General features: G+C 58.2%; 27 protein-coding genes. 3 read left to right on the plus strand and 24 right to left on the minus strand.

The genetic code is table 11. From position 1 onward, the window contains the following. Positions 1 to 4: 4 nt before the first annotated feature. The 23 genes from rpsE to rpsL all read right to left on the minus strand — a co-directional run bounded on the left by rpsE (position 5) and on the right by rpsL (position 13,723). Complete coding sequence (gene rpsE, locus ACZ47E_RS07940; protein ID WP_004442585.1) at positions 5 to 574, minus strand: 30S ribosomal protein S5; 570 nt, start codon at positions 572 to 574, stop codon at positions 5 to 7. 119 nt (positions 575 to 693) lie between these two features. Beyond that, positions 694 to 1,056 carry a 50S ribosomal protein L18 gene (gene rplR, locus ACZ47E_RS07945; RefSeq protein WP_003507787.1) on the minus strand — a complete coding sequence of 121 codons (363 nt, stop codon included), beginning with the start codon at positions 1,054 to 1,056 and terminating at the stop codon, positions 694 to 696. 12 nt (positions 1,057 to 1,068) lie between these two features. Next, positions 1,069 to 1,602 carry a 50S ribosomal protein L6 gene (rplF, locus tag ACZ47E_RS07950; RefSeq protein WP_003495204.1) on the minus strand — a complete coding sequence of 178 codons (534 nt, stop codon included), beginning with the start codon at positions 1,600 to 1,602 and terminating at the stop codon, positions 1,069 to 1,071. A gap of 43 nt (positions 1,603 to 1,645) precedes the next feature. Beyond that, positions 1,646 to 2,044 (minus strand): 30S ribosomal protein S8, encoded by a 399-nt coding sequence (gene rpsH, locus ACZ47E_RS07955; protein ID WP_004442588.1) that lies wholly within the window; start codon positions 2,042 to 2,044, stop codon positions 1,646 to 1,648. 12 nt (positions 2,045 to 2,056) lie between these two features. Further along, complete coding sequence (gene rpsN / locus ACZ47E_RS07960; protein WP_004442591.1) at positions 2,057 to 2,362, minus strand: 30S ribosomal protein S14; 306 nt, start codon at positions 2,360 to 2,362, stop codon at positions 2,057 to 2,059. Positions 2,363 to 2,395: 33 nt separating this feature from the next. Further along, the gene (rplE, locus tag ACZ47E_RS07965) at positions 2,396 to 2,950 is read right to left on the minus strand and encodes a 50S ribosomal protein L5 (protein ID WP_003495201.1); all 555 of its coding nucleotides are present in this window, start codon (positions 2,948 to 2,950) and stop codon (positions 2,396 to 2,398) included. Then, entirely contained in the window at positions 2,943 to 3,251 is a 309-nt protein-coding gene (gene rplX / locus ACZ47E_RS07970; protein ID WP_003521006.1) for a 50S ribosomal protein L24, read from the minus strand. The genes rplE and rplX overlap by 8 nt, the downstream gene beginning before the upstream one ends. A 12-nt stretch (positions 3,252 to 3,263) precedes the next feature. Beyond that, complete coding sequence (gene rplN, locus ACZ47E_RS07975; RefSeq protein WP_003495199.1) at positions 3,264 to 3,632, minus strand: 50S ribosomal protein L14; 369 nt, start codon at positions 3,630 to 3,632, stop codon at positions 3,264 to 3,266. 234 nt (positions 3,633 to 3,866) lie between these two features. Next, on the minus strand, positions 3,867 to 4,103 hold the full coding sequence (gene rpsQ, locus ACZ47E_RS07980; protein WP_003495195.1) for a 30S ribosomal protein S17: 237 nt from the start codon (positions 4,101 to 4,103) through the stop codon (positions 3,867 to 3,869). Positions 4,104 to 4,114: 11 nt separating this feature from the next. Then, positions 4,115 to 4,315 carry a 50S ribosomal protein L29 gene (gene rpmC, locus ACZ47E_RS07985; RefSeq protein WP_003495193.1) on the minus strand — a complete coding sequence of 67 codons (201 nt, stop codon included), beginning with the start codon at positions 4,313 to 4,315 and terminating at the stop codon, positions 4,115 to 4,117. A 12-nt stretch (positions 4,316 to 4,327) separates the two neighbouring features. Continuing rightward, positions 4,328 to 4,741 (minus strand): 50S ribosomal protein L16, encoded by a 414-nt coding sequence (rplP, locus tag ACZ47E_RS07990; protein ID WP_003495190.1) that lies wholly within the window; start codon positions 4,739 to 4,741, stop codon positions 4,328 to 4,330. A 38-nt stretch (positions 4,742 to 4,779) separates the two neighbouring features. Continuing rightward, positions 4,780 to 5,511, minus strand: a complete 732-nt coding sequence (rpsC, locus tag ACZ47E_RS07995) for a 30S ribosomal protein S3 (protein WP_004442600.1) — start codon at positions 5,509 to 5,511, stop codon at positions 4,780 to 4,782. Next, positions 5,511 to 5,900, minus strand: coding sequence for a 50S ribosomal protein L22 (gene rplV, locus ACZ47E_RS08000; RefSeq protein WP_003521005.1), 390 nt, complete (start codon positions 5,898 to 5,900; stop codon positions 5,511 to 5,513). The genes rpsC and rplV overlap by 1 nt, the downstream gene beginning before the upstream one ends. Positions 5,901 to 5,902: 2 nt before the next feature. Next, the gene (rpsS, locus tag ACZ47E_RS08005; RefSeq protein ID WP_003507772.1) at positions 5,903 to 6,181 is read right to left on the minus strand and encodes a 30S ribosomal protein S19; all 279 of its coding nucleotides are present in this window, start codon (positions 6,179 to 6,181) and stop codon (positions 5,903 to 5,905) included. 15 nt (positions 6,182 to 6,196) lie between these two features. Beyond that, positions 6,197 to 7,033 (minus strand): 50S ribosomal protein L2, encoded by an 837-nt coding sequence (gene rplB, locus ACZ47E_RS08010; protein ID WP_003521004.1) that lies wholly within the window; start codon positions 7,031 to 7,033, stop codon positions 6,197 to 6,199. Positions 7,034 to 7,076: 43 nt separating this feature from the next. Further along, a complete protein-coding gene (locus ACZ47E_RS08015; protein ID WP_003521003.1) occupies positions 7,077 to 7,370 on the minus strand; it encodes a 50S ribosomal protein L23 in 294 nt (97 codons plus the stop codon). Further along, the gene (rplD, locus tag ACZ47E_RS08020) at positions 7,367 to 7,987 is read right to left on the minus strand and encodes a 50S ribosomal protein L4 (RefSeq protein ID WP_003495173.1); all 621 of its coding nucleotides are present in this window, start codon (positions 7,985 to 7,987) and stop codon (positions 7,367 to 7,369) included. The genes ACZ47E_RS08015 and rplD overlap by 4 nt, the downstream gene beginning before the upstream one ends. A gap of 12 nt (positions 7,988 to 7,999) precedes the next feature. Then, the gene (gene rplC / locus ACZ47E_RS08025) at positions 8,000 to 8,641 is read right to left on the minus strand and encodes a 50S ribosomal protein L3 (protein ID WP_004442604.1); all 642 of its coding nucleotides are present in this window, start codon (positions 8,639 to 8,641) and stop codon (positions 8,000 to 8,002) included. Positions 8,642 to 8,809: 168 nt separating this feature from the next. Continuing rightward, entirely contained in the window at positions 8,810 to 9,118 is a 309-nt protein-coding gene (gene rpsJ, locus ACZ47E_RS08030; protein ID WP_003507767.1) for a 30S ribosomal protein S10, read from the minus strand. A 311-nt stretch (positions 9,119 to 9,429) separates the two neighbouring features. Next, a complete protein-coding gene (tuf, locus tag ACZ47E_RS08035) occupies positions 9,430 to 10,605 on the minus strand; it encodes an elongation factor Tu (protein WP_004442617.1) in 1,176 nt (391 codons plus the stop codon). A gap of 65 nt (positions 10,606 to 10,670) precedes the next feature. Next, positions 10,671 to 12,770: an elongation factor G gene (gene fusA / locus ACZ47E_RS08040; RefSeq protein WP_004442619.1), complete on the minus strand. Its 2,100-nt coding sequence runs from the start codon at positions 12,768 to 12,770 to the stop codon at positions 10,671 to 10,673. Positions 12,771 to 12,804: 34 nt separating this feature from the next. After that, positions 12,805 to 13,275, minus strand: a complete 471-nt coding sequence (gene rpsG, locus ACZ47E_RS08045; protein WP_004442621.1) for a 30S ribosomal protein S7 — start codon at positions 13,273 to 13,275, stop codon at positions 12,805 to 12,807. Between the two features lie 76 nt (positions 13,276 to 13,351). After that, the gene (gene rpsL / locus ACZ47E_RS08050) at positions 13,352 to 13,723 is read right to left on the minus strand and encodes a 30S ribosomal protein S12 (protein ID WP_003507760.1); all 372 of its coding nucleotides are present in this window, start codon (positions 13,721 to 13,723) and stop codon (positions 13,352 to 13,354) included. A gap of 527 nt (positions 13,724 to 14,250) precedes the next feature. Here rpsL and ACZ47E_RS08055 point away from each other — a divergent pair. From ACZ47E_RS08055 to ACZ47E_RS08065, 3 genes are all read left to right on the plus strand, one after another. Continuing rightward, a complete protein-coding gene (locus tag ACZ47E_RS08055; protein WP_003523731.1) occupies positions 14,251 to 14,544 on the plus strand; it encodes a hypothetical protein in 294 nt (97 codons plus the stop codon). 12 nt (positions 14,545 to 14,556) lie between these two features. Further along, entirely contained in the window at positions 14,557 to 14,907 is a 351-nt protein-coding gene (locus tag ACZ47E_RS08060; RefSeq protein ID WP_153776982.1) for a VOC family protein, read from the plus strand. 96 nt (positions 14,908 to 15,003) lie between these two features. Further along, positions 15,004 to 16,089 (plus strand): helix-turn-helix transcriptional regulator, encoded by a 1,086-nt coding sequence (locus ACZ47E_RS08065; protein WP_084317321.1) that lies wholly within the window; start codon positions 15,004 to 15,006, stop codon positions 16,087 to 16,089. 138 nt (positions 16,090 to 16,227) lie between these two features. On the opposite strand, the gene rpoC is transcribed toward ACZ47E_RS08065, so the two are convergent. Continuing rightward, positions 16,228 to 20,436, minus strand: coding sequence for a DNA-directed RNA polymerase subunit beta' (gene rpoC / locus ACZ47E_RS08070; protein ID WP_004442633.1), 4,209 nt, complete (start codon positions 20,434 to 20,436; stop codon positions 16,228 to 16,230). Positions 20,437 to 20,566: the final 130 nt, after the last annotated feature.

Consider the following 20,566-nt stretch of genomic DNA (forward strand, 5'->3'; position numbering starts at 1 on the left):
CTCCTTATTCTTCAGAAGCGTTGCCGGAAGCGGCACGACGAGCCTGAAGGGTCGCATACTTCAGACCGCGCTGTGCAGCGATGTCCTTCGGATGAACCTGATGCTTCAGAGCGTCGAACGTCGCGCGAACCATGTTGTACGGGTTCGAAGAACCGGTCGACTTGGCAACAACGTCATGAACGCCGAGCGTTTCGAAAACGGCGCGCATCGGACCACCGGCGATGATACCGGTACCGGCCTTGGCCGAACGCAGCAGAACCTTGCCTGCGCCGTGACGGCCATTGACGTCGTGATGCAGCGTGCGGCCATCGCGCAGCGGAACGAAGATCAGATCGCGCTTCGCGCTTTCAGTTGCCTTGCGGATCGCTTCCGGAACTTCACGAGCCTTGCCGTGACCGAAACCAACGCGGCCCTTCTGGTCGCCAACGACGACGAGAGCGGCGAAACCGAAACGACGGCCACCCTTAACAACCTTTGCAACGCGGTTGATCGCGACCAGCTTGTCGACGAATTCGCTATCGCGCTCTTCGCGGTTCTGACGCTCTTCGCGGGAACCTCTTTTATCCTGTGCCATTGTCCTTGTCCTTTTTCTTTTACGGGTGGAACGGCAAACGAAAAGACCAGCGGCCCCGAAGACGAGATCCGCATGGTCCGGTGAAATTCCGCCCGGATCGATGTCCGGGCGGAAAAAAATCAGAAGTTCAGGCCGCTTTCGCGGGCTGCATCTGCCAGAGCCTTGATACGGCCGTGATAGATGAACGCGCCACGGTCGAATACAACATCCTTGACGCCAGCCTTGACGCCGCGCTCGGCAACCAGCTTGCCGACAACAGCTGCTGCTGCAACGTCGGCGCCAGTCTTGAGCGAGCCGCGCAGATCGGCTTCGAGCGTGGAGGCAGACGCAAGCGTCTTGCCAGCAACGTCATCGATGATCTGGGCGTAGATGTTCTTCGACGAGCGATGAACCGACAGGCGCGGGCGGCCGTTGGCAACCGCCTTGATCTGGCGGCGCACACGGCTCGCGCGACGTGCAAGTGCTTCTTTCCTGCTAGCCATTTCGCGTGATCCTTACTTCTTCTTGCCTTCTTTGCGTACAATACGCTCTTCAGCGTACTTTACGCCCTTGCCCTTGTAGGGCTCGGGACCGCGGTATTCGCGGATTTCCGCGGCAACCTGGCCAACCTGCTGCTTGTTGATGCCGGAAACGATGATTTCCGTCGGCTTCGGAACGGCAATGGTGATGCCGACCGGAGGCTCGTACACAACGTCGTGGCTGAAACCGAGAGCCAGCTGCAGGTTCTTGCCCTGCATGGCGGCACGGTAACCAACGCCGTTGATTTCGAGCTTGCGCTCATAGCCGTCCTTAACACCCTTGAAGATGTTCTCGATCATCGTGCGGGACATGCCCCACTTCGAACGAGCTTCCTTGGTGCCGTTAGCCGGCGTTACGGAAACGCCGTTATCTTCGAGCTTCAGCTGAATGTCGTCGTTAGCGACGAAAAACAGTTCACCCTTCGGGCCCTTAGCAGTAACCTTCTGGCCGTCGACATTGGCCGTCACACCTGCGGGAACCGGAACGGGCTTTTTACCGATACGAGACATTATTCAATCCTGTCTGTTCGTTATGGAGATCCTTGCTCGGGTCTTAGAAGACCGAGCAAAGAACCTCGCCACCAACGTTCTGTTCGCGAGCCTGGTGATCGGCCATCACGCCCTTCGGGGTCGAAAGGATGGTGATGCCGAGGCCGTTCGCGACCTGCGGAATGGACTTTACCGAGACATAAACCCGGCGGCCCGGCTTGGAAACGCGGCCGATCTCACGGATCACGGACGCGCCTTCGTAGTACTTCAGCTCGATGGTGAATTCGGACTTGCCGTTTTCGAAATCGACCTTGGAATAACCGCGAATGTAGCCTTCAGACTGCAGCACGTCGAGAACGCGTGCGCGGAGGCTGGAAGCAGGCGTGCTTACCGAAGACTTACGGCGAGCAGCACCATTGCGGATGCGGGTGAGCATATCACCCAAAGGATCAGTCATGGTCATGTGCCCGTCTCCTTACCAGCTCGACTTGACAATGCCCGGCACCTTGCCGGAATTGCCCAGCTCACGAAGCGCGATACGCGACATCTTGAGCTTGCGATAGAACGCGCGCGGACGGCCCGTTACTTCGCAGCGGTTGCGGATACGCGTCTTCGAGCCGTCACGCGGCAGCGAAGCGAGCTTCAGGGTGGCCTTGAACCGCTCTTCGATCGGAAGGGACTGGTTCATCACGATCGCCTTGAGGGCCGCGCGCTTGCTGGCCTGCTGGGCGACCGACTTGCGGCGGCGCTTGTTCTTTTCAACTGCGCTTGTTTTCGCCATATCGGAGTTCCTTTTCTACGCTCGTCGTTACGGTTAGTGACGGAACGGGAAGTTGAACTCTGTAAGCAGAGCCCGAGCTTCGTCGTCCGACGTCGCCGTCGTGCAAACGATGATGTCCATGCCCCACATCTGATCAACCTTATCGTAGTTGATCTCAGGGAACACAATGTGTTCCTTGATGCCCATGGCGAAGTTGCCACGGCCGTCAAAGCTCTTCGGGTTCAGGCCCCGGAAGTCGCGAACGCGCGGCAGCGCGATGTTGACCAGACGATCAAGGAATTCGTACATGCGGGCGCCACGAAGGGTAACCTTCGCACCGATCGGCATGCCTTCGCGAACCTTGAAACCAGCGATCGAGTTGCGAGCGCGGGTAACGACCGGCTTCTGGCCGGCAATCGCAGCCAGGTCACCGGCAGCGATCGTGGGCTTCTTGGAGTCGGCAGTCGCTTCGCCAACGCCCATGTTGATCACGATCTTTTCAAGCTTCGGGATCATCATGACGTTTGCGTAGGAGAACTTCTCCTGCATGGCGCCACGGATACGGGAAACGTATTCCGTCTTGAGACGCGGCTCGTACTTATCAGCCATCGATCACTTCTCCCGAACGCTTGGCCACGCGGACCTTCTTGCCATCCACAACCGAGAAGCCAACGCGGGTCGGCTTGCCATCCTTGTCGACGATGGCGATGTTGGAGATGTGCAAGGATGCTTCCTTGTTGATGATGCCGGCTTCCTGGGCCTGGGTCTGGCGCTGGTGACGCTTCACCATGTTTACGCCACGCACAACGGCCCGGTCTTCCTTCGGCAAAACCTGGATTACTTCGCCGGTACGGCCCTTGTCCTTACCGGTCAATACGACAACCTTGTCGCCTTTACGAATTTTCTGCATCGCATACGCTCCTTACAGTACTTCCGGAGCCAGCGAGATGATCTTCATGTGGTTCTTGGCGCGAAGTTCGCGCGGAACCGGTCCGAAGATACGGGTGCCGATGGGCTCTTTCTTGTTGTCGATAAGAACGGCTGCGTTGTTATCGAAACGGATGACGCTGCCGTCAGCGCGGCGGATGTCCTTGGCGGTGCGCACGACAACCGCCTTCATCACGTCGCCCTTCTTGACGCGGCCGCGCGGAATAGCTTCCTTGATGGAAACGACAATAATGTCGCCAACAGAAGCATATTTGCGCTTCGAGCCGCCCAGCACCTTGATGCACATGACACGACGTGCGCCGGAATTATCCGCCACGTCGAGGTTTGTTTGCATCTGAATCATGTCAGGTCGCCTTCTTGTTGTTACCGGAACGGTTGGGCAAACTCTCCCGAGCGAGCCCCCTGCTCCAGCTTATGAATATCTCTTTTTTTGCGCGGAAAAATCGTGACAGGGTGGTTTCCCGAAGGACCTTCCGTGCGCATCAAAGCAAAAGACGCTCGGGTCACGAGCGTCCTTGCGCTGCTTCATACAGGAATTCGCGCCAAGTGCAAGACACCTGGCGCGATTCTGATGAAATTAAGCCTGGGCGGAAACGACCGTCCAGCGCTTGTCCTTGGAGATCGGTGCGCATTCCTCGATGGAAACGACATCGCCGACCTTATACTGATTGTTTTCGTCGTGTGCCTTGTACTTCTTCGAACGACGAACGGTCTTCTGAAGCAGCGGGTGAGCGAATCGACGCTCAACACGAACTACGACAGTCTTCTCGTTCTTGTCGGACACAACGACGCCCTGCAGAATGCGTTTCGGCATATTATTCTTCCTTAGGCCTTGGCTTCTGCCGCCTTCTGGCGGGCAATGGTTTTAACGCGGGCGATATCCTTGCGGACTTCGTTGATGCGCGAGGACTTCTCCAGCTGACCAGTTGCCTTCTGGAAGCGCAGGTTGAACTGCTCCTTCTTCAGATCGGCGAGCTTGTCCTTGAGCTGGTCGGCGCTGAGGCCGCGAACTTCATCGGCTTTCATGTGCCTTGCTCCTTACTCTGCGATGCGCTGTACGAAGCGCGTCTTGACCGAGAGCTTGGCAGCGCCGAGACGAAGCGCCTCACGGGCGATCTCCTCGGACACACCGTCGATCTCGAACATCATACGACCGGGCTTGACCTTGCATGCCCAGTAATCGACCGAACCCTTGCCCTTACCCATACGAACTTCGGTCGGCTTGGCCGTAACCGGAACGTCGGGGAATACGCGGATCCACACGCGACCTGCGCGCTTCATGTAACGCGTGATCGCGCGGCGGGCCGCTTCGATCTCGCGTGCATTCACGCGGTTCGGTTCCTGCGACTTCAAGCCGAATTCACCGAATGCCAGGTCAAAGCCGCCCTTGGCGACGCCCTTGATGCGTCCCTTGAACTGCTTACGGTACTTAGTACGCTTTGGCTGCAACATTTTCTTACTTCTCCGAGCTTATCTTTCGCCAGCGTCAATCAAGCGTTTTCGCGACGACGATCGCCACGATCGCCACGCTCACGGCTTGCAGGGCCCTGTGCGTCGCCTTCGAGACCGCGACGCTCAGAAGCCATCGGATCGTGCTCAAGGATTTCGCCCTTGAAGATCCAGACCTTGATGCCGCAGATGCCGAATGCGGTTTCAGCTTCAGCCGTGCCGTAGTCGATGTCCGCACGCAGCGTGTGCAACGGAACGCGACCTTCGCGGTACCATTCGGTACGAGCGATTTCAGCACCGCCAAGACGGCCGCCGCAGGTGATCTTGATGCCTTCGGCGCCAAGACGCATTGCGGACTGAACAGCACGCTTCATCGCACGGCGGAAAGCCACGCGGCGCTCGAGCTGCTGAGCGATCGACTGGGCAACCAGCGTCGCGTCAATTTCCGGCTTGCGCACTTCAACGATGTTGAGGTGCGTTTCGGAGTTGGTCATCTCGGAAAGCTTCTTGCGAAGCTTCTCGATGTCTGCACCCTTCTTGCCGATGATCAGACCCGGACGAGCCGAGTGGATCGTGACGCGGCACTTCTTGTGCGGACGCTCGATGACGACCTTTGCGATACCGGCCTGCTTGAGTTCCTTGATCAGGTAAGCCCGGATCTTCAGGTCTTCATGCAGCAGCTTGCCGTATTCTGCGGTGTCAGCGTACCAGCGGCTATCCCAGGTACGGTTGATGCCGAGGCGGAAGCCGATCGGATTGATTTTCTGACCCATTATGCGGCCTCCCCTTTTTCCTCGACTTCACGAACAACGATCGTGAGGTGAGCGAACGGCTTTTCAATGCGGGAAGCACGACCACGGCCACGAGCGTGGAAACGCTTCATGGTGATGGACTTGCCAACATAGGCCTCGGCGACGACAAGAGCGTCGACGTCGAGGTCGTGGTTGTTTTCCGCATTGGCAATTGCAGATTCCAGCGTCTTCTTGACGGTGCCTGCAATGCGCTTGCGGGAGAATTCGAGCTCGGCGAGAGCGCGATCAACCTTCTTGCCACGGATAAGAGCGGCAACCAGGTTCAGTTTCTGGGGGCTGACGCGGAGCGTACGGGCAACGGCCTGAGCCTCGTTGTCCTTCAGCCGGCGTTCGGTCTTAGCCTTCGCCATGATTACTTCCTCTTTGCCTTCTTGTCCGCGCCGTGACCGTAATAGGTACGGGTCGGAGAGAATTCACCGAACTTGTGTCCGACCATGTCTTCATTAACCGAGACGGGCACATGCTTGCTGCCGTTGTAGACGCCGAAGGTCAGACCAACGAACTGCGGCAGGATCGTGGAGCGACGGCTCCAGATCTTGATTACTTCGTTACGTCCGCTCTCGCGCACCTTCTCAGCCTTGGTGAGAAGATAGCCGTCAACAAACGGACCTTTCCATACTGAACGAGCCATTAGTGACTACCTCTCTTACTTCTTACGCTGATGGCGCGAGCGCATGATGAACTTGTCGGTCGACTTGTTCGAACGGGTGCGCTTGCCCTTCGTGGGCTTGCCCCACGGAGTAACCGGGTGGCGACCACCCGACGTGCGACCTTCACCACCACCGTGCGGGTGGTCGACCGGGTTCATGACGACGCCGCGAACGTGCGGACGCTTGCCGCGCCAACGGGAACGACCGGCCTTGCCGTCGTTGATGTTGGCGTGGTCAGAGTTCGAAACAGCGCCGATCGATGCGAGGCAGGAGCCGTGCACCAGACGCTGTTCGCCCGAGTTGAGACGCAGGATGGCCATGCCGGCATCGCGGCCGACGAGCTGGACATACGTACCGGCGGAGCGAGCGATCTGACCGCCCTTGCCCGGCTTCATCTCGACGTTGTGGATGATCGAACCGACCGGAATGTACTGAAGCGGCATGGTGTTGCCGGGCTTCACGTCCACTGCCTTGTCGGAGGCGATCACCTTGTCACCAGCAGCGAGACGCTGTGGCGCGAGAATGTAAGCCTGTTCGCCGTCGGTATACGTAACCAGCGCGATGAACGCGGTGCGGTTGGGGTCGTATTCCAGACGTTCAACGGTGCCTTCAACGTCGAACTTGCGACGCTTGAAGTCAACCAGACGGTAGGTCCGCTTGTGACCGCCACCCTGGAAACGGACGGTGATCCGGCCCTGGTTGTTACGGCCACCCTTGGAGCTGAGGCCCTGGGTGAGAGCCTTTACCGGCTTGCCCTTGTAGAGCGAAGCGCGGTCCACGATAACCAGCTGGCGCTGGCTCGGCGTGGTCGGATTGAAACTTTTCAATGCCATTTTATTGTTCCCTTTTGGGTCTTTGCCCGCTTGGGCCTAACCTTTAGAGTCCGGTGGACACGTCGATGGATTGACCTTCGGCGAGCGTGACGACGGCTTTCTTGACGTCCTTCAGCTTACCGGCGAACCCACGGAAACGACGGGTCTTACCCTTGCGGATAAGCGTGTTCACAGCCGTGACTTTGACGCCGAAGAGAGCTTCCACGGCAGCCTTGATTTCAGGCTTGGAAGCATTCTTGGCGACGTTGAATACGACCTGGTTCTGTTCGGATACCAGCGTCGACTTTTCCGTGATCGAAGGAGATACGATCACATCGTAGTGGCGAAGATCCGTCATTTGAACCGCTCCTCCAGAGCCTCTACAGCAGCCTTGGAAAGCACCAGCTTGCCACGGCGCAGGATGTCGTAAACATTGATGCCCTGTACCGGCAGAACGTCCACGTTCGGGATGTTCTGAGCAGCGAGCTTGAAGTTGCCATCAAGTTCGGCGCCGCCGATAACGAGAGCGTTGGTCAGGCCAAGCGAAGCGAAGCTGCCCAGCAGAGCCTTGGTCTTTGCTTCGGACGCGACGAGCTGATCGACGATGATCAGTTCTTCAGCCTTCAGCTTTGCAGACAGGGCGTGACGCAGGGCGAGCGCACGAACCTTCTTGGGAAGGTCATGGGCGTGGCTGCGAACAACCGGGCCGTGGGCCTTGCCGCCGCCGCGGAACTGCGGTGCGCGAGCCGAATGGTGACGAGCGCGGCCCGTACCCTTCTGCTTGTACATCTTCGCGCCGGTGCGGGAAACTTCCGACCGGTTCTTGGACTTGTGGGTTCCCTGCTGCTTCTTTGCAAGCTGCCAGCGAACCATACGGGCCAGAATGTCCTGGCGGGGGTCGAGGCCGAAGATCTCATCCGACAGAGAAACCTTGCCGGCGTCTTTTCCCTCGAGGGTCTTGACGTTCAATTCCATGATAAGGCTCCCTTACTTCGCAGCCGACTTGACGGCGTCGCGGACGATGATCCAGGAACCCTTCGAGCCGGGAACTGCACCCTTCACGAGGATGAGGCCACGGTCTTCATCAGTCGAAACGACTTCGAGGTTCTGGGTCGTAACGCGGGTCTGGCCCATATGACCAGCCATGCGCTTGCCCTTCCAGACGCGACCCGGATCCTGGTTGGAACCAGTCGAACCGTGTGCACGGTGCGAGATCGAGTTACCGTGCGAAGCGCGGCCACCACCGAAGTTGTGACGCTTCATAGCACCGGCGAAACCCTTACCGATCGTGGTTCCGGTGACATCGACCAGCTGGCCGGTCTGAAAATGATTTGCGGTCAGTGTTGCACCGATGTCGATCAGGTTCTCGGGGGAAACCCGGAACTCGACGAGCTTTGCCTTCGGTTCGACATTGGCAGCGGCAAAGTGACCGCGAAGCGCCTTCGTCGTGTTCTTGACCTTGGACTGGCCGGCACCGAGCTGAACTGCGGTGTAGCCATTCTTGTCTTCCGTGCGCTGGGCAACGACTTGTACGTTATCCAGTCGCAATACTGTTACAGGGATATGTTCACCTGCGTCGTTATAGACGCGTGTCATACCCACTTTCTGTGCAATCACACCTGAACGCATTGGTTCATCCTCTTGCGAGCCTTGAAGGGAAAACCCTCTCTGGCCTTTGTTAAGGAGTGCCCTTCGACATCTCACGATGTTTCCGGTCTCCGGTTTGGAAGTCGTTGGATTGCTCCACGTACCTTCCTTGTTATTTCAGCCCTTACCTTGAATGGTTCGGGCCGGGTCTTAGAGCTTGATTTCCACGTCAACGCCAGCAGCGAGGTCGAGCTTCATAAGGGCATCGACAGTCTGCGGGGTGGGGTCAACGATATCGAGAAGACGCTTGTGCGTCCGCATTTCGAACTGTTCACGGCTCTTCTTGTCAACGTGGGGAGAGCGGTTGACAGTAAACTTTTCGATGCGGGTGGGGAGCGGAACCGGGCCGCGAACGCTGGCGCCGGTGCGCTTTGCGGTCGACACGATTTCACGGGTAGAGGCATCGAGGATCCGGTGATCGAACGCCTTGAGGCGGATACGGATATTCTGGCCGTTCATTCGTCTTGTCCTTGTTCTTTGTTATTCGTTTCCGCACGCGGAAACACATGAACTTCTATTGATCGTGGCGCCGCAGATTTTCAAAAATCGAGAGGAATGCGCGTCGCACCCCAATCATTTCAGTAGTCTGTATTGCTAAAAACACCGCGTTCCGCAATCGCTTGCGAATCCAGCGGTGAATGTGAGTGCGCGTTTACGCGCTTTCACCGAATTTTTCAAGCACTAAAAATGCAACGCCGCCAGGCTTTTTACCAAAAGTCCGGCGGCGGTGCTGTTCACACCGCCGCCAGCCTGAATTTCAACGGTCGAGATTACTCGACGATCGAGGCAACGATGCCGGCGCCGACGGTACGGCCGCCTTCGCGGATAGCAAAGCGCAGCTTTTCTTCCATCGCGATCGGAACGATCAGCTCGACGTCAACGGTGACGTTGTCGCCAGGCATAACCATTTCCGTGCCTTCAGGAAGCGTAACGATGCCGGTCACGTCAGTCGTACGGAAGTAGAACTGCGGACGGTAGTTCGTGAAGAACGGCGTATGACGGCCGCCTTCTTCCTTCGTCAGGATGTAGGCTTCTGCCTTGAACTTCTTGTGCGGCTTTACCGAACCCGGCTTGCACAGGATCTGACCACGCTCGACGCCGTCACGGTTAACACCGCGAACCAGTGCACCGATGTTGTCGCCAGCCTGGCCCTGGTCGAGCAGCTTGCGGAACATTTCAACGCCGGTAACAGTCGTCTTCGAGGTCGGACGGATGCCGACGATTTCGACTTCTTCACCAACCTTGACGATACCGCGCTCAACGCGACCCGTCACAACCGTACCACGGCCCGAGATCGAGAACACGTCTTCGATCGGCATCAGGAACGGCTGGTCGATCGGACGCTCAGGCGTCGGGATGTAGGCGTCAACCGCAGCCATCAGCTCGCGGATCGCGTCTTCACCGATCTTCTTGTCGGAATCTTCAAGAGCAGCAAGCGCCGAACCCTTGATGATCGGAATATCGTCGCCCGGGAAGTCGTAGGACGACAGAAGTTCGCGAACTTCAAGCTCGACGAGCTCGAGAAGCTCGGCGTCGTCAACCTGGTCGACCTTGTTGAGGAACACGACGATGGCCGGAACGCCAACCTGACGGGCAAGCAGGATGTGCTCGCGCGTCTGCGGCATCGGGCCGTCAGCGGCGGAGCAAACCAGGATCGCGCCGTCCATCTGGGCAGCACCGGTGATCATGTTCTTCACGTAGTCGGCGTGGCCGGGGCAGTCAACGTGAGCGTAGTGACGGTTGGCCGTCTCGTACTCAACGTGTGCCGTCGAGATCGTGATACCACGGGCCTTCTCTTCAGGAGCCGCGTCGATCTGGTCATACGCCTTGAACTCGCCGAAGAACTTCGTGATTGCTGCCGTCAGCGACGTCTTGCCATGGTCAACGTGACCGATCGTGCCAATGTTGACGTGCGGCTTCGTCCGCTCAAACTTGCTCTTTGCCATTAGTGGCTCTCCATTCTTGTCCCGTGACGGGAATAATCTTCAAAATTCGGTGGGGCGTACCCCGATCACTTCTGACCGGAGTACTTTGCCTGGATTTCCTGCGCCACGTTCGACGGAACCGGCGAATAGTGATCGAACGTCATCGAGTACTGAGCGCGACCCTGCGACATGGAGCGCAGGTTATCGACGTACTTGAACATGTTCGCGAGCGGAACATGCGCGTTGATGACGACGGCGATACCACGGCTTTCCTGGCCCTGGATCTGACCACGACGGGAGTTCAGGTCGCCGATAACGTCGCCGACATAGTCTTCCGGCGTTACGACTTCGACCTTCATCATCGGCTCGAGAAGCTGTGCACCAGCCTTCTTGGCTGCTTCACGGAAGCAGGCACGCGATGCAATTTCGAAGGCGAGAACCGACGAGTCAACATCGTGGAATGCACCGTCGACCAGCGTCGCCTTGACGCCGAGCATCGGGAAGCCAGCCAGCGGACCGGAAGACAGAACGCTTTCGATACCCTTCTGAACGCCCGGGATGTATTCCTTCGGAACAGCACCACCGACGATCTTCGACTCGAACTTGAAGTCTTCGCCTTCGGGGTTCGGTTCGAAGATGATCTTCACGCGAGCGAACTGACCGGTACCACCGGACTGCTTCTTGTGCGTGTAGTCTTCTTCGTGCTGACGCGTGATCGTTTCGCGGTAGGCAACCTGCGGAGCACCGACGGTTGCTTCAACCTTGAACTCGCGACGCATACGGTCAACGATGATGTCCAGGTGAAGTTCGCCCATGCCGGCAATGATGGTCTGGCCGGATTCGTCGTCGGTCTTGACGCGGAAGGACGGATCTTCAGCAGCCAGACGGTTGAGCGCGAGGCCCATCTTTTCCTGGTCGCCCTTGGTCTTTGGCTCGATCGCGATCTGGATGACCGGCTCGGGGAATTCCATGCGCTCGAGGATAACCGGCTTCAGCGGATCGCAGAGCGTATCGCCGGTGGTGGTTTCCTTGAGGCCAGCCAGAGCAACGATGTCGCCTGCATAGGCTTCTTCGATGTCTTCACGGCTGTTGGAGTGCATCTGCAGCATACGGCCGACGCGCTCGCGCTTGTCCTTGACCGTATTCATGACAGACGTGCCCTTTTCGAGCTTGCCCGAGTAGATGCGTGCGAAGGTGAGCGAACCAACGAAGGGGTCGTTCATGATCTTGAACGCGAGCATGGAAAGCGGCTCGGAATCGTCAGCGTGACGCTCGATTTCGGCTTCCGTCTTGGCGTCGATGCCCTTGATCGCCGGAATGTCCAGCGGAGAAGGCAGATAGTCGACAACGGCGTCGAGGAGCGGCTGAACGCCCTTGTTCTTGAACGCGGTACCGCAGAACATCGGGTGGAACTTCACGTCGATGGTGCCGCGGCGAACGAGTTCACGAATCTTGTCGTTGTCCGGGTAGTTGCCTTCGAGGTAGGCTTCCATCGCTTCTTCGTCGATCTCGACAACCGTCTCGATCAGCTTTTCGCGATATTCTTCAGCCTTGGCCTTCATGTCCTCGGGGATCTCGACGACGTCCCACTGGGCGCCGAGCGACTCGTCGCGCCATACGAGAGCATTCATCTCGATCAGGTCGATAACGCCCTTGAACTCGGTCTCAGCGCCGATCGGCAGCTGCATGACAACGGCAGTGGCGCCGAGACGGGTCTTGATCATTTCTACCGAGCGGTAGAAGTCAGCACCGGTCTTGTCCATCTTGTTGCAGAAGATCATGCGCGGAACATGATACTTCTCAGCCTGACGCCAGACGGTTTCCGTCTGCGGCTCAACACCGGCGTTGGCGTCGAGCAGCGCGATGGCGCCGTCGAGAACGCGCAGCGAACGCTCGACTTCGATGGTGAAGTCAACGTGGCCGGGGGTGTCGATGATGTTGAAGCGGCGGGTCTTGCCGTCACGGCCCTTCCAGAAGGTCGTGGTCGCAGCGGACGTGATGGTGATACCACGCTCCTGCTCCTGCTCCATCCAGTCCATCGTGGCTGCGCCATCGTGAACTTCGCCGATCTTGTGCGACTTACCGGTGTAATAGAGAATACGCTCGGTGGTGGTCGTCTTGCCGGCGTCGATATGCGCCATGATACCGAAATTGCGGTAGTCTTCGATTTTATATTCGCGAGCCATAATGGACTGCCTTTCGATATGCGATCGGTTAAGATTACCAGCGGTAATGCGAGAATGCGCGGTTAGCGTCGGCCATCTTGTGCGTGTCTTCACGCTTCTTGACGGCGGAGCCGCGGTTGTTCGCAGCGTCCATGAGTTCGCCGGAGAGGCGATCGATCATGGTCGTTTCGTTGCGCTTGCGCGCAGCGGTGATCAACCAGCGGATTGCGAGGGCCTGGCGACGCTCGGGACGAACATCAACCGGAACCTGGTATGTCGCACCACCAACGCGGCGCGAACGCACTTCAACATGCGGCGCAACATTGTCGAGGGCCGAATGGAACACGGCGAGCGGCTCCTGCTTCGTCTTGCCCTGAACGACGTCGAACGCGCCGTAAACGATGCTTTCTGCTACCGACTTCTTGCCGTGAAGCATGATGGCGTTCATGAACTTGGTGACGACCAGATCACCGAACTTCGGATCCGGGTTGATCTCACGCTTTTCTGCACTATGGCGACGGGACATACTTTTTGTCTCTCAATGTTATTGACGCTATACCACGCGGAGAACCTCGCGCAGCGCCGAATTGTTGTTGCCGAAATTACTTCGGACGCTTCGCACCGTACTTCGAACGGCGCTGCTTGCGGTTCTTGACGCCCTGGGTATCGAGAACACCGCGGATGATGTGGTAACGAACGCCCGGCAAGTCCTTCACGCGGCCGCCGCGGATCATGACGACAGAGTGTTCCTGAAGGTTGTGACCTTCGCCAGGAATGTAGCCGATGACTTCGAAGCCGTTGGTGAGGCGGATCTTGGCAACCTTACGCAGAGCCGAGTTCGGCTTCTTCGGGGTCGTCGTGTAAACGCGGGTGCAAACACCACGCTTCTGCGGGTTTTCCTGCAGGGCAGGAACCTTGTTGCGCTTTACCTGTGCCTGGCGAGGCTTGCGGATCAGCTGGTTTACGGTAGGCATATAACCATCCCTTGCAAAAACTACTTTAGCCACCCTCACGGGTGGCGGCTATGCCGTTGCCGGCGACGATGCACGCATATATCCTCATGCGCAAAACGTGGCCCGATCCGGTTTCACGGATGGACCACCAAGAGCAGAGGACACCGGATGAGGCGTCTTGCGTGCAACATTCGTGTCTTCTACGTGCAATGGAGACCCGTTTGAGATGATGTTCGGGAAAAAGCTTACCGAACGGCCAGCACCCACAGAGGCTCCGATGGCGGGCGTACTACTGTTTTAGCCAGCTTTCGTCAAGGGTGAATCCGCATTTTGCGCGCGCGCCCGGGGCCACGAACGCCACCGCAACGCCATTTCCCCCTCCCTATACCATAAGTCGGCATCAACGGCAGCGATTTTAACCTCCGGCCTTTGGCTTTTCATAAAATCCGTCTATTGATTCCCTCAGGCTGGCCGGACATGGCCGCGCCGCGGGCGGAACCGATTCCCCCTGCCCTGATGACAGCAACGAAAGATCAAGGAACCGCGTCATGAGCACCCTCCCCGACAACGACAACGGACGCGACGAGCCGATGGTCTTCATCGTCATCGGCAAGGCTTACGAAACCGACAACTCCGAGGGTATCGACATTCACGTCATCCTCAGGGCGCCGGATGACGACACAGCCGTTCGCGAAACGCTGAACGCGCTTTCCGAGGAGGGCTTCATCGAAGCCGATCTCGACCAGATCGGCATGCTGACCGAAATTCCCGATGAAGAGCCGCACGCCTCGGCCTATCAGGGCGCGCTCGAAGGCGAAGTCGCCATCATCCGCTTCGCCTGAAGAGCCTAGGCCATGGCGGTCAGACGTGTCGTCGCCAACATCGCTACCTCCGACCCCGCGCGGGCGCAGGTCTTTTATGGCGATATCCTCGGCATGCCGGTCGCCATGGACCACGGCTGGATCGTCACCCATGCCAGCCCGCTCAAGGCGCCGGCGCAGCTAAGCTTTGCGCGCGACGGCGGTTCCGGCACAGATGTGCCGGACTTCTCCATAGAAGTCGACAATTTCGATGAGGTCCGCGACCGGATCGTCGCAGCCGGACTGCCGATAGAATACGGCCCCACCGTCGAGTCCTGGGGCGTACGTCGCCTGTTCGTACGCGACCCTTTTGGAAAGCTTGTTAATATATTAAGTCACTTATAGAATATACAGTCTGAATAATAGTATTGATTCTTAAAAGATTGAATGCCGCACAAACATAGGCTTAGAATAGTTCCGACGCAAAATTTCGGGGTCGGGTTGGATACTTTATCGTCGTCAGACATTATCGATGACATTTATGAAGCGGCGCTTTTTCCCGACCGCTGGTCGCAGGTTCTGGCAAATGCCGGCGGCCGCCTCGGTTTCTGGGGCGGCGCCATCACCTGGGGCAAGGGGGAAGACCAGGCCTGGCTGCACACGCCCAACTTTCAAGAACTGATGAAGGACTACATGGCGGGAGGCTGGAATCACCGCAATGATCGCCTTACGCGTACTGCCCGTGAAGGCCGGTTCGCCTTCGTGCAGGATTTCGACGTCTTCACCCCTGATGAATGGGCCGAACTGCCGATCGTCCGTGAGTTCCTCAGGCCCCGCGGCCTGGGCTATGGTGCGACGACACAGGTCGCGCCGCCCGGCCATCCGGAGATGACAGTGCTGTTTGAACATAGGCTGGAAGCTGGCATAATCCGGCCTGATACGATGGCTGCGCTCGCCGGACTGAGGCCACATATCGCCCGTAGCCTTGCGCTCGCAACGCGGCTGCAACGGCAGAAAGCCGACGCGATGACCTTCGGCCTCAATGCCATTGGCGCTCCGGCAGCCGTGCTGCAGGCAAACGGCCTCATTCTCTCGGCCAACGATCTCTTCCTGTCATTGCAGAAATGTTTCGCCGCCCCCACACGCGACAGTATTGCCATTGCTGACGAGAGGGTGAACCGGCTCCTATACAAAGCGCTGGCCGGGCACGATGCCGGTTCCTTCCCTCTCCCCGCCGGTGAAGATAGACCCTGCATTCTTCACGTCATACCGCTGCGCAAGAAGGCGCTCGACTTATCTCCGAAAGGCAACGCCATCGTGCTCATATCGCAGCCCACCGGCACCATCGCCGACGCAAGCGCGTTATTGAAGGGGCTATACGACCTCACAAGAGGCGAGGCACGCGTGGCTTTGGAAATCATGAAAGGACTTTCGCTACCGGCAGTGGCGAAGCAATTGCAGATTTCCCATGAAACGGTGCGCAGCAACGCAAAGTCGATCTATGCCAAGACCGGCAGCGCAGGCCAGACCGATCTTGTTCGGCGCCTCTCTGTCCTGACCCGCTATAACATCCGGAAACAGGACTAACCCTGCTGCATATGCAGGAATGCCGGGCGGCGGTGGAGGCGCCCGGCCTCTGCCCATAAAAACAAAAACGCCCGGATTGCTCCGGGCGTTTTGCTTCGAACTTTGGGGGGCTCCGCAAAGCCCCTGCCCTGTCTGACCTTACTCGGCAGCCGGAGCCTGGTCCGTCATGTCCTGCAGCATCTGGTTTGCAGAACCTGCACCGGTCCCCTTGCGGCGTTCCTCGAGAATGAGGTCGTCGCGCGAGGTGGCGATGCGGCGGATCTGCGTCATGGTGCCGCCGGTACCGGCCGGGATGAGACGGCCGACGATGACGTTTTCCTTGAGACCCTGCAGCGTGTCCGTCTTGCCGGCAATCGCAGCTTCCGTGAGAACCTTGGTGGTTTCCTGGAAGGATGCGGCCGAGATGAAGGACGGCGTCTGCAGCGAAGCCTTGGTGATGCCGAGCAGAACCGGCTCGCCATAGGCAGGCTTCTTGCCTTCTTCGATCAGGCGGTCGTTGTTGTCATCGAGCTCGATGCGATCAACGTTGTCACCCACGATGTACTGGCTATCGCCAGCATCGGTGATTTCAACCTTCTGCAGCATCTGGCGAACGATCACCTCGATGTGCTTGTCGTTGATCACAACGCCCTGCAGACGGTAGACTTCCTGGATTTCGTTCACGAGGTAGGAAGCCAGAGCTTCCACGCCCTTGATCGCCAGAATGTCGTGCGGCGCAGGGTTACCGTCGAGGATGTATTCACCCTTTTCGATATAGTCGCCTTCCTGAAGGTGGAAGGGCTTGCCCTTCGGGATCAGGTATTCGACCGGCTCGACGCCGTCTTCCGCAGGCTCGATCATCACGCGGCGCTTGTTCTTGTAGTCGCGGCCGAGGCGGATCGTACCATCGATCTCTGCGATGATGGCGTGATCCTTCGGACGACGGGCTTCGAACAATTCCGCAACGCGCGGCAGACCACCAGTAATGTCCTTCGTCTTGGCGCTTTCCAGCGGCGAACGTGCAAGCACGTCACCCTGGGAGACCTTCGCACCTGGCTCGACCGACAGGATGGCGTCGACCGAGAGCTGGAAGCGGGCTTCGCCACCACGGGCAAGCTTCGCAACAGCGCCGGACGCGTCCTTGATGACGATAGCAGGCTTGAGATCCGAACCGCGCGGCGTCGAACGCCAGTCAATGACCTGACGCTTGGTGATGCCGGTGGATTCGTCGGTTGCTTCCAGAACGGAGAGACCGTCGACGAGGTCTTCGAAGTGAACGGTACCTTCCACTTCCGTCATCATCGGACGGGTGTAGGGGTCCCACTCTGCAAGACGCTGGCCACGCTTTACCTTGTCGCCATCATCAACGAAGATCTTCGAACCGTAAGCCACACGCTGTGTGGAACGTTCCGCGCCGCGCTCATCAAGGATCGTAACGGACATGTTACGGCCCATGGCGATGAGAACGCCTTCGGAGTTCCGCAGGATGTTGCGGTTCTTGATCTGGATCGTGCCTTCATAAGACGCTTCGAGGAACGACTGGTCGACCACGTTTGCCGTGCCACCAAGGTGGAACGTACGCATGGTGAGCTGCGTGCCAGGTTCACCGATCGACTGAGCGGCGATAACGCCAACGGCTTCGCCCATGTTGACAGGCGTACCGCGTGCAAGGTCACGACCGTAGCAGACGCCGCAGACACCAACCTGCACTTCGCAGGTGAGCGCCGAGCGGATGCGAACGGACTGGATGCCAGCCTTCTCGATGGCAGCCACGTCGGCTTCGTCGATCAGCGTGCCAGCCTTGACGATGTTCTCGCCGGTGACCGGGTTGTCGATGTCATCGAGAGCCGTACGACCGAGGATACGCGCGCCGAGCGAAGCAACCACCTGACCGGCATCAACGATGGCAGTCATGGTGAGGCCCTTGTCGGTGCCGCAATCCCTGGAGTTGACAATGCAATCCTGCGCGACGTCGACGAGACGACGGGTCAGGTAACCCGAGTTCGCGGTCTTCAGGGCGGTGTCTGCGAGACCCTTACGGGCACCGTGGGTCGAGTTGAAGTACTCGTTAACGGTCAGGCCTTCCTTGAAGTTCGAGATGATCGGCGTCTCGATGATTTCACCCGATGGCTTCGCCATCAGGCCGCGCATGCCGCCCAGCTGACGCATCTGGTTCGGAGAACCACGAGCACCCGAGTGAGACATCATGTAGATGGAGTTCATCGGCTTCTGGCGGCCCGTTTCCGGATCGAACTCGACAGCCTTGATGCGTGCCATCATCTCTTCGGCGACCTTTTCGGTTGCCTTGCCCCAGGCGTCGACAACCTTGTTGTACTTTTCGCCCTGGGTGATGAGACCGTCATTGTACTGCTGTTCGTATTCCTTCACGAGAGCTTCGGTGTCGCCAACGATCTTCACCTTGCTGTCAGGAATGACCATGTCGTCCTTGCCGAACGAAATGCCGGCGCGGCAGGCATGGGCAAAGCCGAGCTGCATGATGCGGTCACAGAAGATGACCGTGTCTTTCTGGCCGCAATGACGGTAGACCGTGTCGATCATCTTGGAGATGTTCTTCTTGGTCATTTCCTGGTTGCAGACGTCGAAAGGCACGTTGACGTTCTTCGGCAGAAGCTCGCCAATCAGCATACGGCCGGGGGTCGTCTCATGGATCTTCGAAACCGGCTTGCCATCGGCATCCACGGTCTTGAAGCGACCACGGATCTTGGCATGCAGCGTCACGACCTTGTTTTCAAGCGCGTGATGCAGCTCACCGATGTCGGAGAAGGCCATGCCTTCGCCCGGCTCGTTCTGGTTCATGATCGACAGGTAATACAGGCCGAGAACCATGTCCTGCGAAGGAACGATGATCGGGTGGCCGTTTGCCGGATGCAGGATGTTGTTGGTCGACATCATCAGCACGCGCGCTTCCAGCTGGGCTTCCAGCGAAAGCGGAACGTGAACAGCCATCTGGTCACCGTCGAAGTCGGCGTTGAAGGCCGTGCAGACGAGCGGGTGCAGCTGGATGGCCTTGCCTTCGACCAGCATGGGTTCGAAAGCCTGGATACCCAGACGGTGCAGCGTCGGTGCGCGGTTCAAGAGAACCGGATGCTCGCGGATGACCTCGTCGAGGATATCCCAAACCTCAGGCTTTTCCTTTTCAACCAGCTTCTTGGCCTGCTTGACGGTCGAGGAGTAACCCTTGGCGTCGAGGCGGGCATAGATGAACGGCTTGAACAGTTCGAGCGCCATCTTCTTCGGCAGGCCGCACTGGTGCAGCTTCAGTTCCGGACCGGTCACGATGACCGAACGGCCGGAATAGTCGACGCGCTTGCCGAGAAGGTTCTGGCGGAAACGGCCCTGCTTGCCCTTGAGCATGTCGGAGAGCGACTTCAGCGGACGCTTGTTGGCACCCGTGATGACGCGGCCGCGACGACCGTTGTCGAACAGCGCATCGACGGATTCCTGCAACATACGCTTTTCGTTGCGGATGATGATGCCAGGCGCACGAAGCTCGATCAGGCGCTTCAGACGGTTGTTACGGTTGATGACGCGGCGATAGAGATCGTTGAGGTCGGACGTCGCAAAACGGCCGCCATCCAGCGGAACCAGCGGACGCAGGTCCGGCGGAATGACCGGAACGACCTTCATGATCATCCATTCAGGACGGTTGCCCGATTCCATGAAGTTCTCGACGATCTTCAGGCGCTTCATCAGCTTCTTCTGCTTGAGATCCGACGTGGTCTCAGCAAGTTCGGCACGCAGGTCGCCGGCGATCTTTTCGAGGTTCATCGAAGCCAGCATCTCATAGATGGCTTCAGCGCCGATCATGGCGGTGAACTGGTCTTCGCCGAACTCGTCAACGGCGATCATGTACTCTTCTTCAGACAGAAGCTGGTTCTGCTTGAGCGAGGTGAGACCGGGTTCCGTGACAATGTAGTTCTCGAAATAGAGAACACGCTCGACATCCTTCAGCGTCATGTCGAGCAGGGTCGAGATACGCGAAGGAAGCGACTTCAGGAACCAGATGTGGGCAACCGGCGCTGCGAGCTCGATATGGCCCATGCGCTCACGGCGAACGCGCGACAGCGTCACTTCGACGCCGCACTTTTCGCAGATGATGCCCTTGTACTTCATGCGCTTGTACTTGCCGCACAGGCACTCATAGTCCTTGATCGGTCCGAAGATGCGAGCGCAGAAAAGACCGTCACGCTCAGGCTTGAACGTACGGTAGTTGATGGTTTCCGGCTTCTTGATCTCGCCGTAGGACCACGACAGGATTTTTTCCGGCGAAGCGATCGAAATCCGGATGGAATCGAAATGCTGCGCAGGCACCTGAGGATTGAAAAGATTCATGACCTCTTGGTTCATGCCTTGTCTCCTTGAGAGGCTAGCTGCTGCCCCTGTTTGCATCTGGACCGGCTTCTTCCCGGGTCGCCGTCCAGAGCTTTAAATACGGATTAACCGCATAATGCGGCGAAAGTATCCCGAACCGCAAAGA

Source organism: Agrobacterium sp. 5Ca39, from assembly GCF_055382365.1.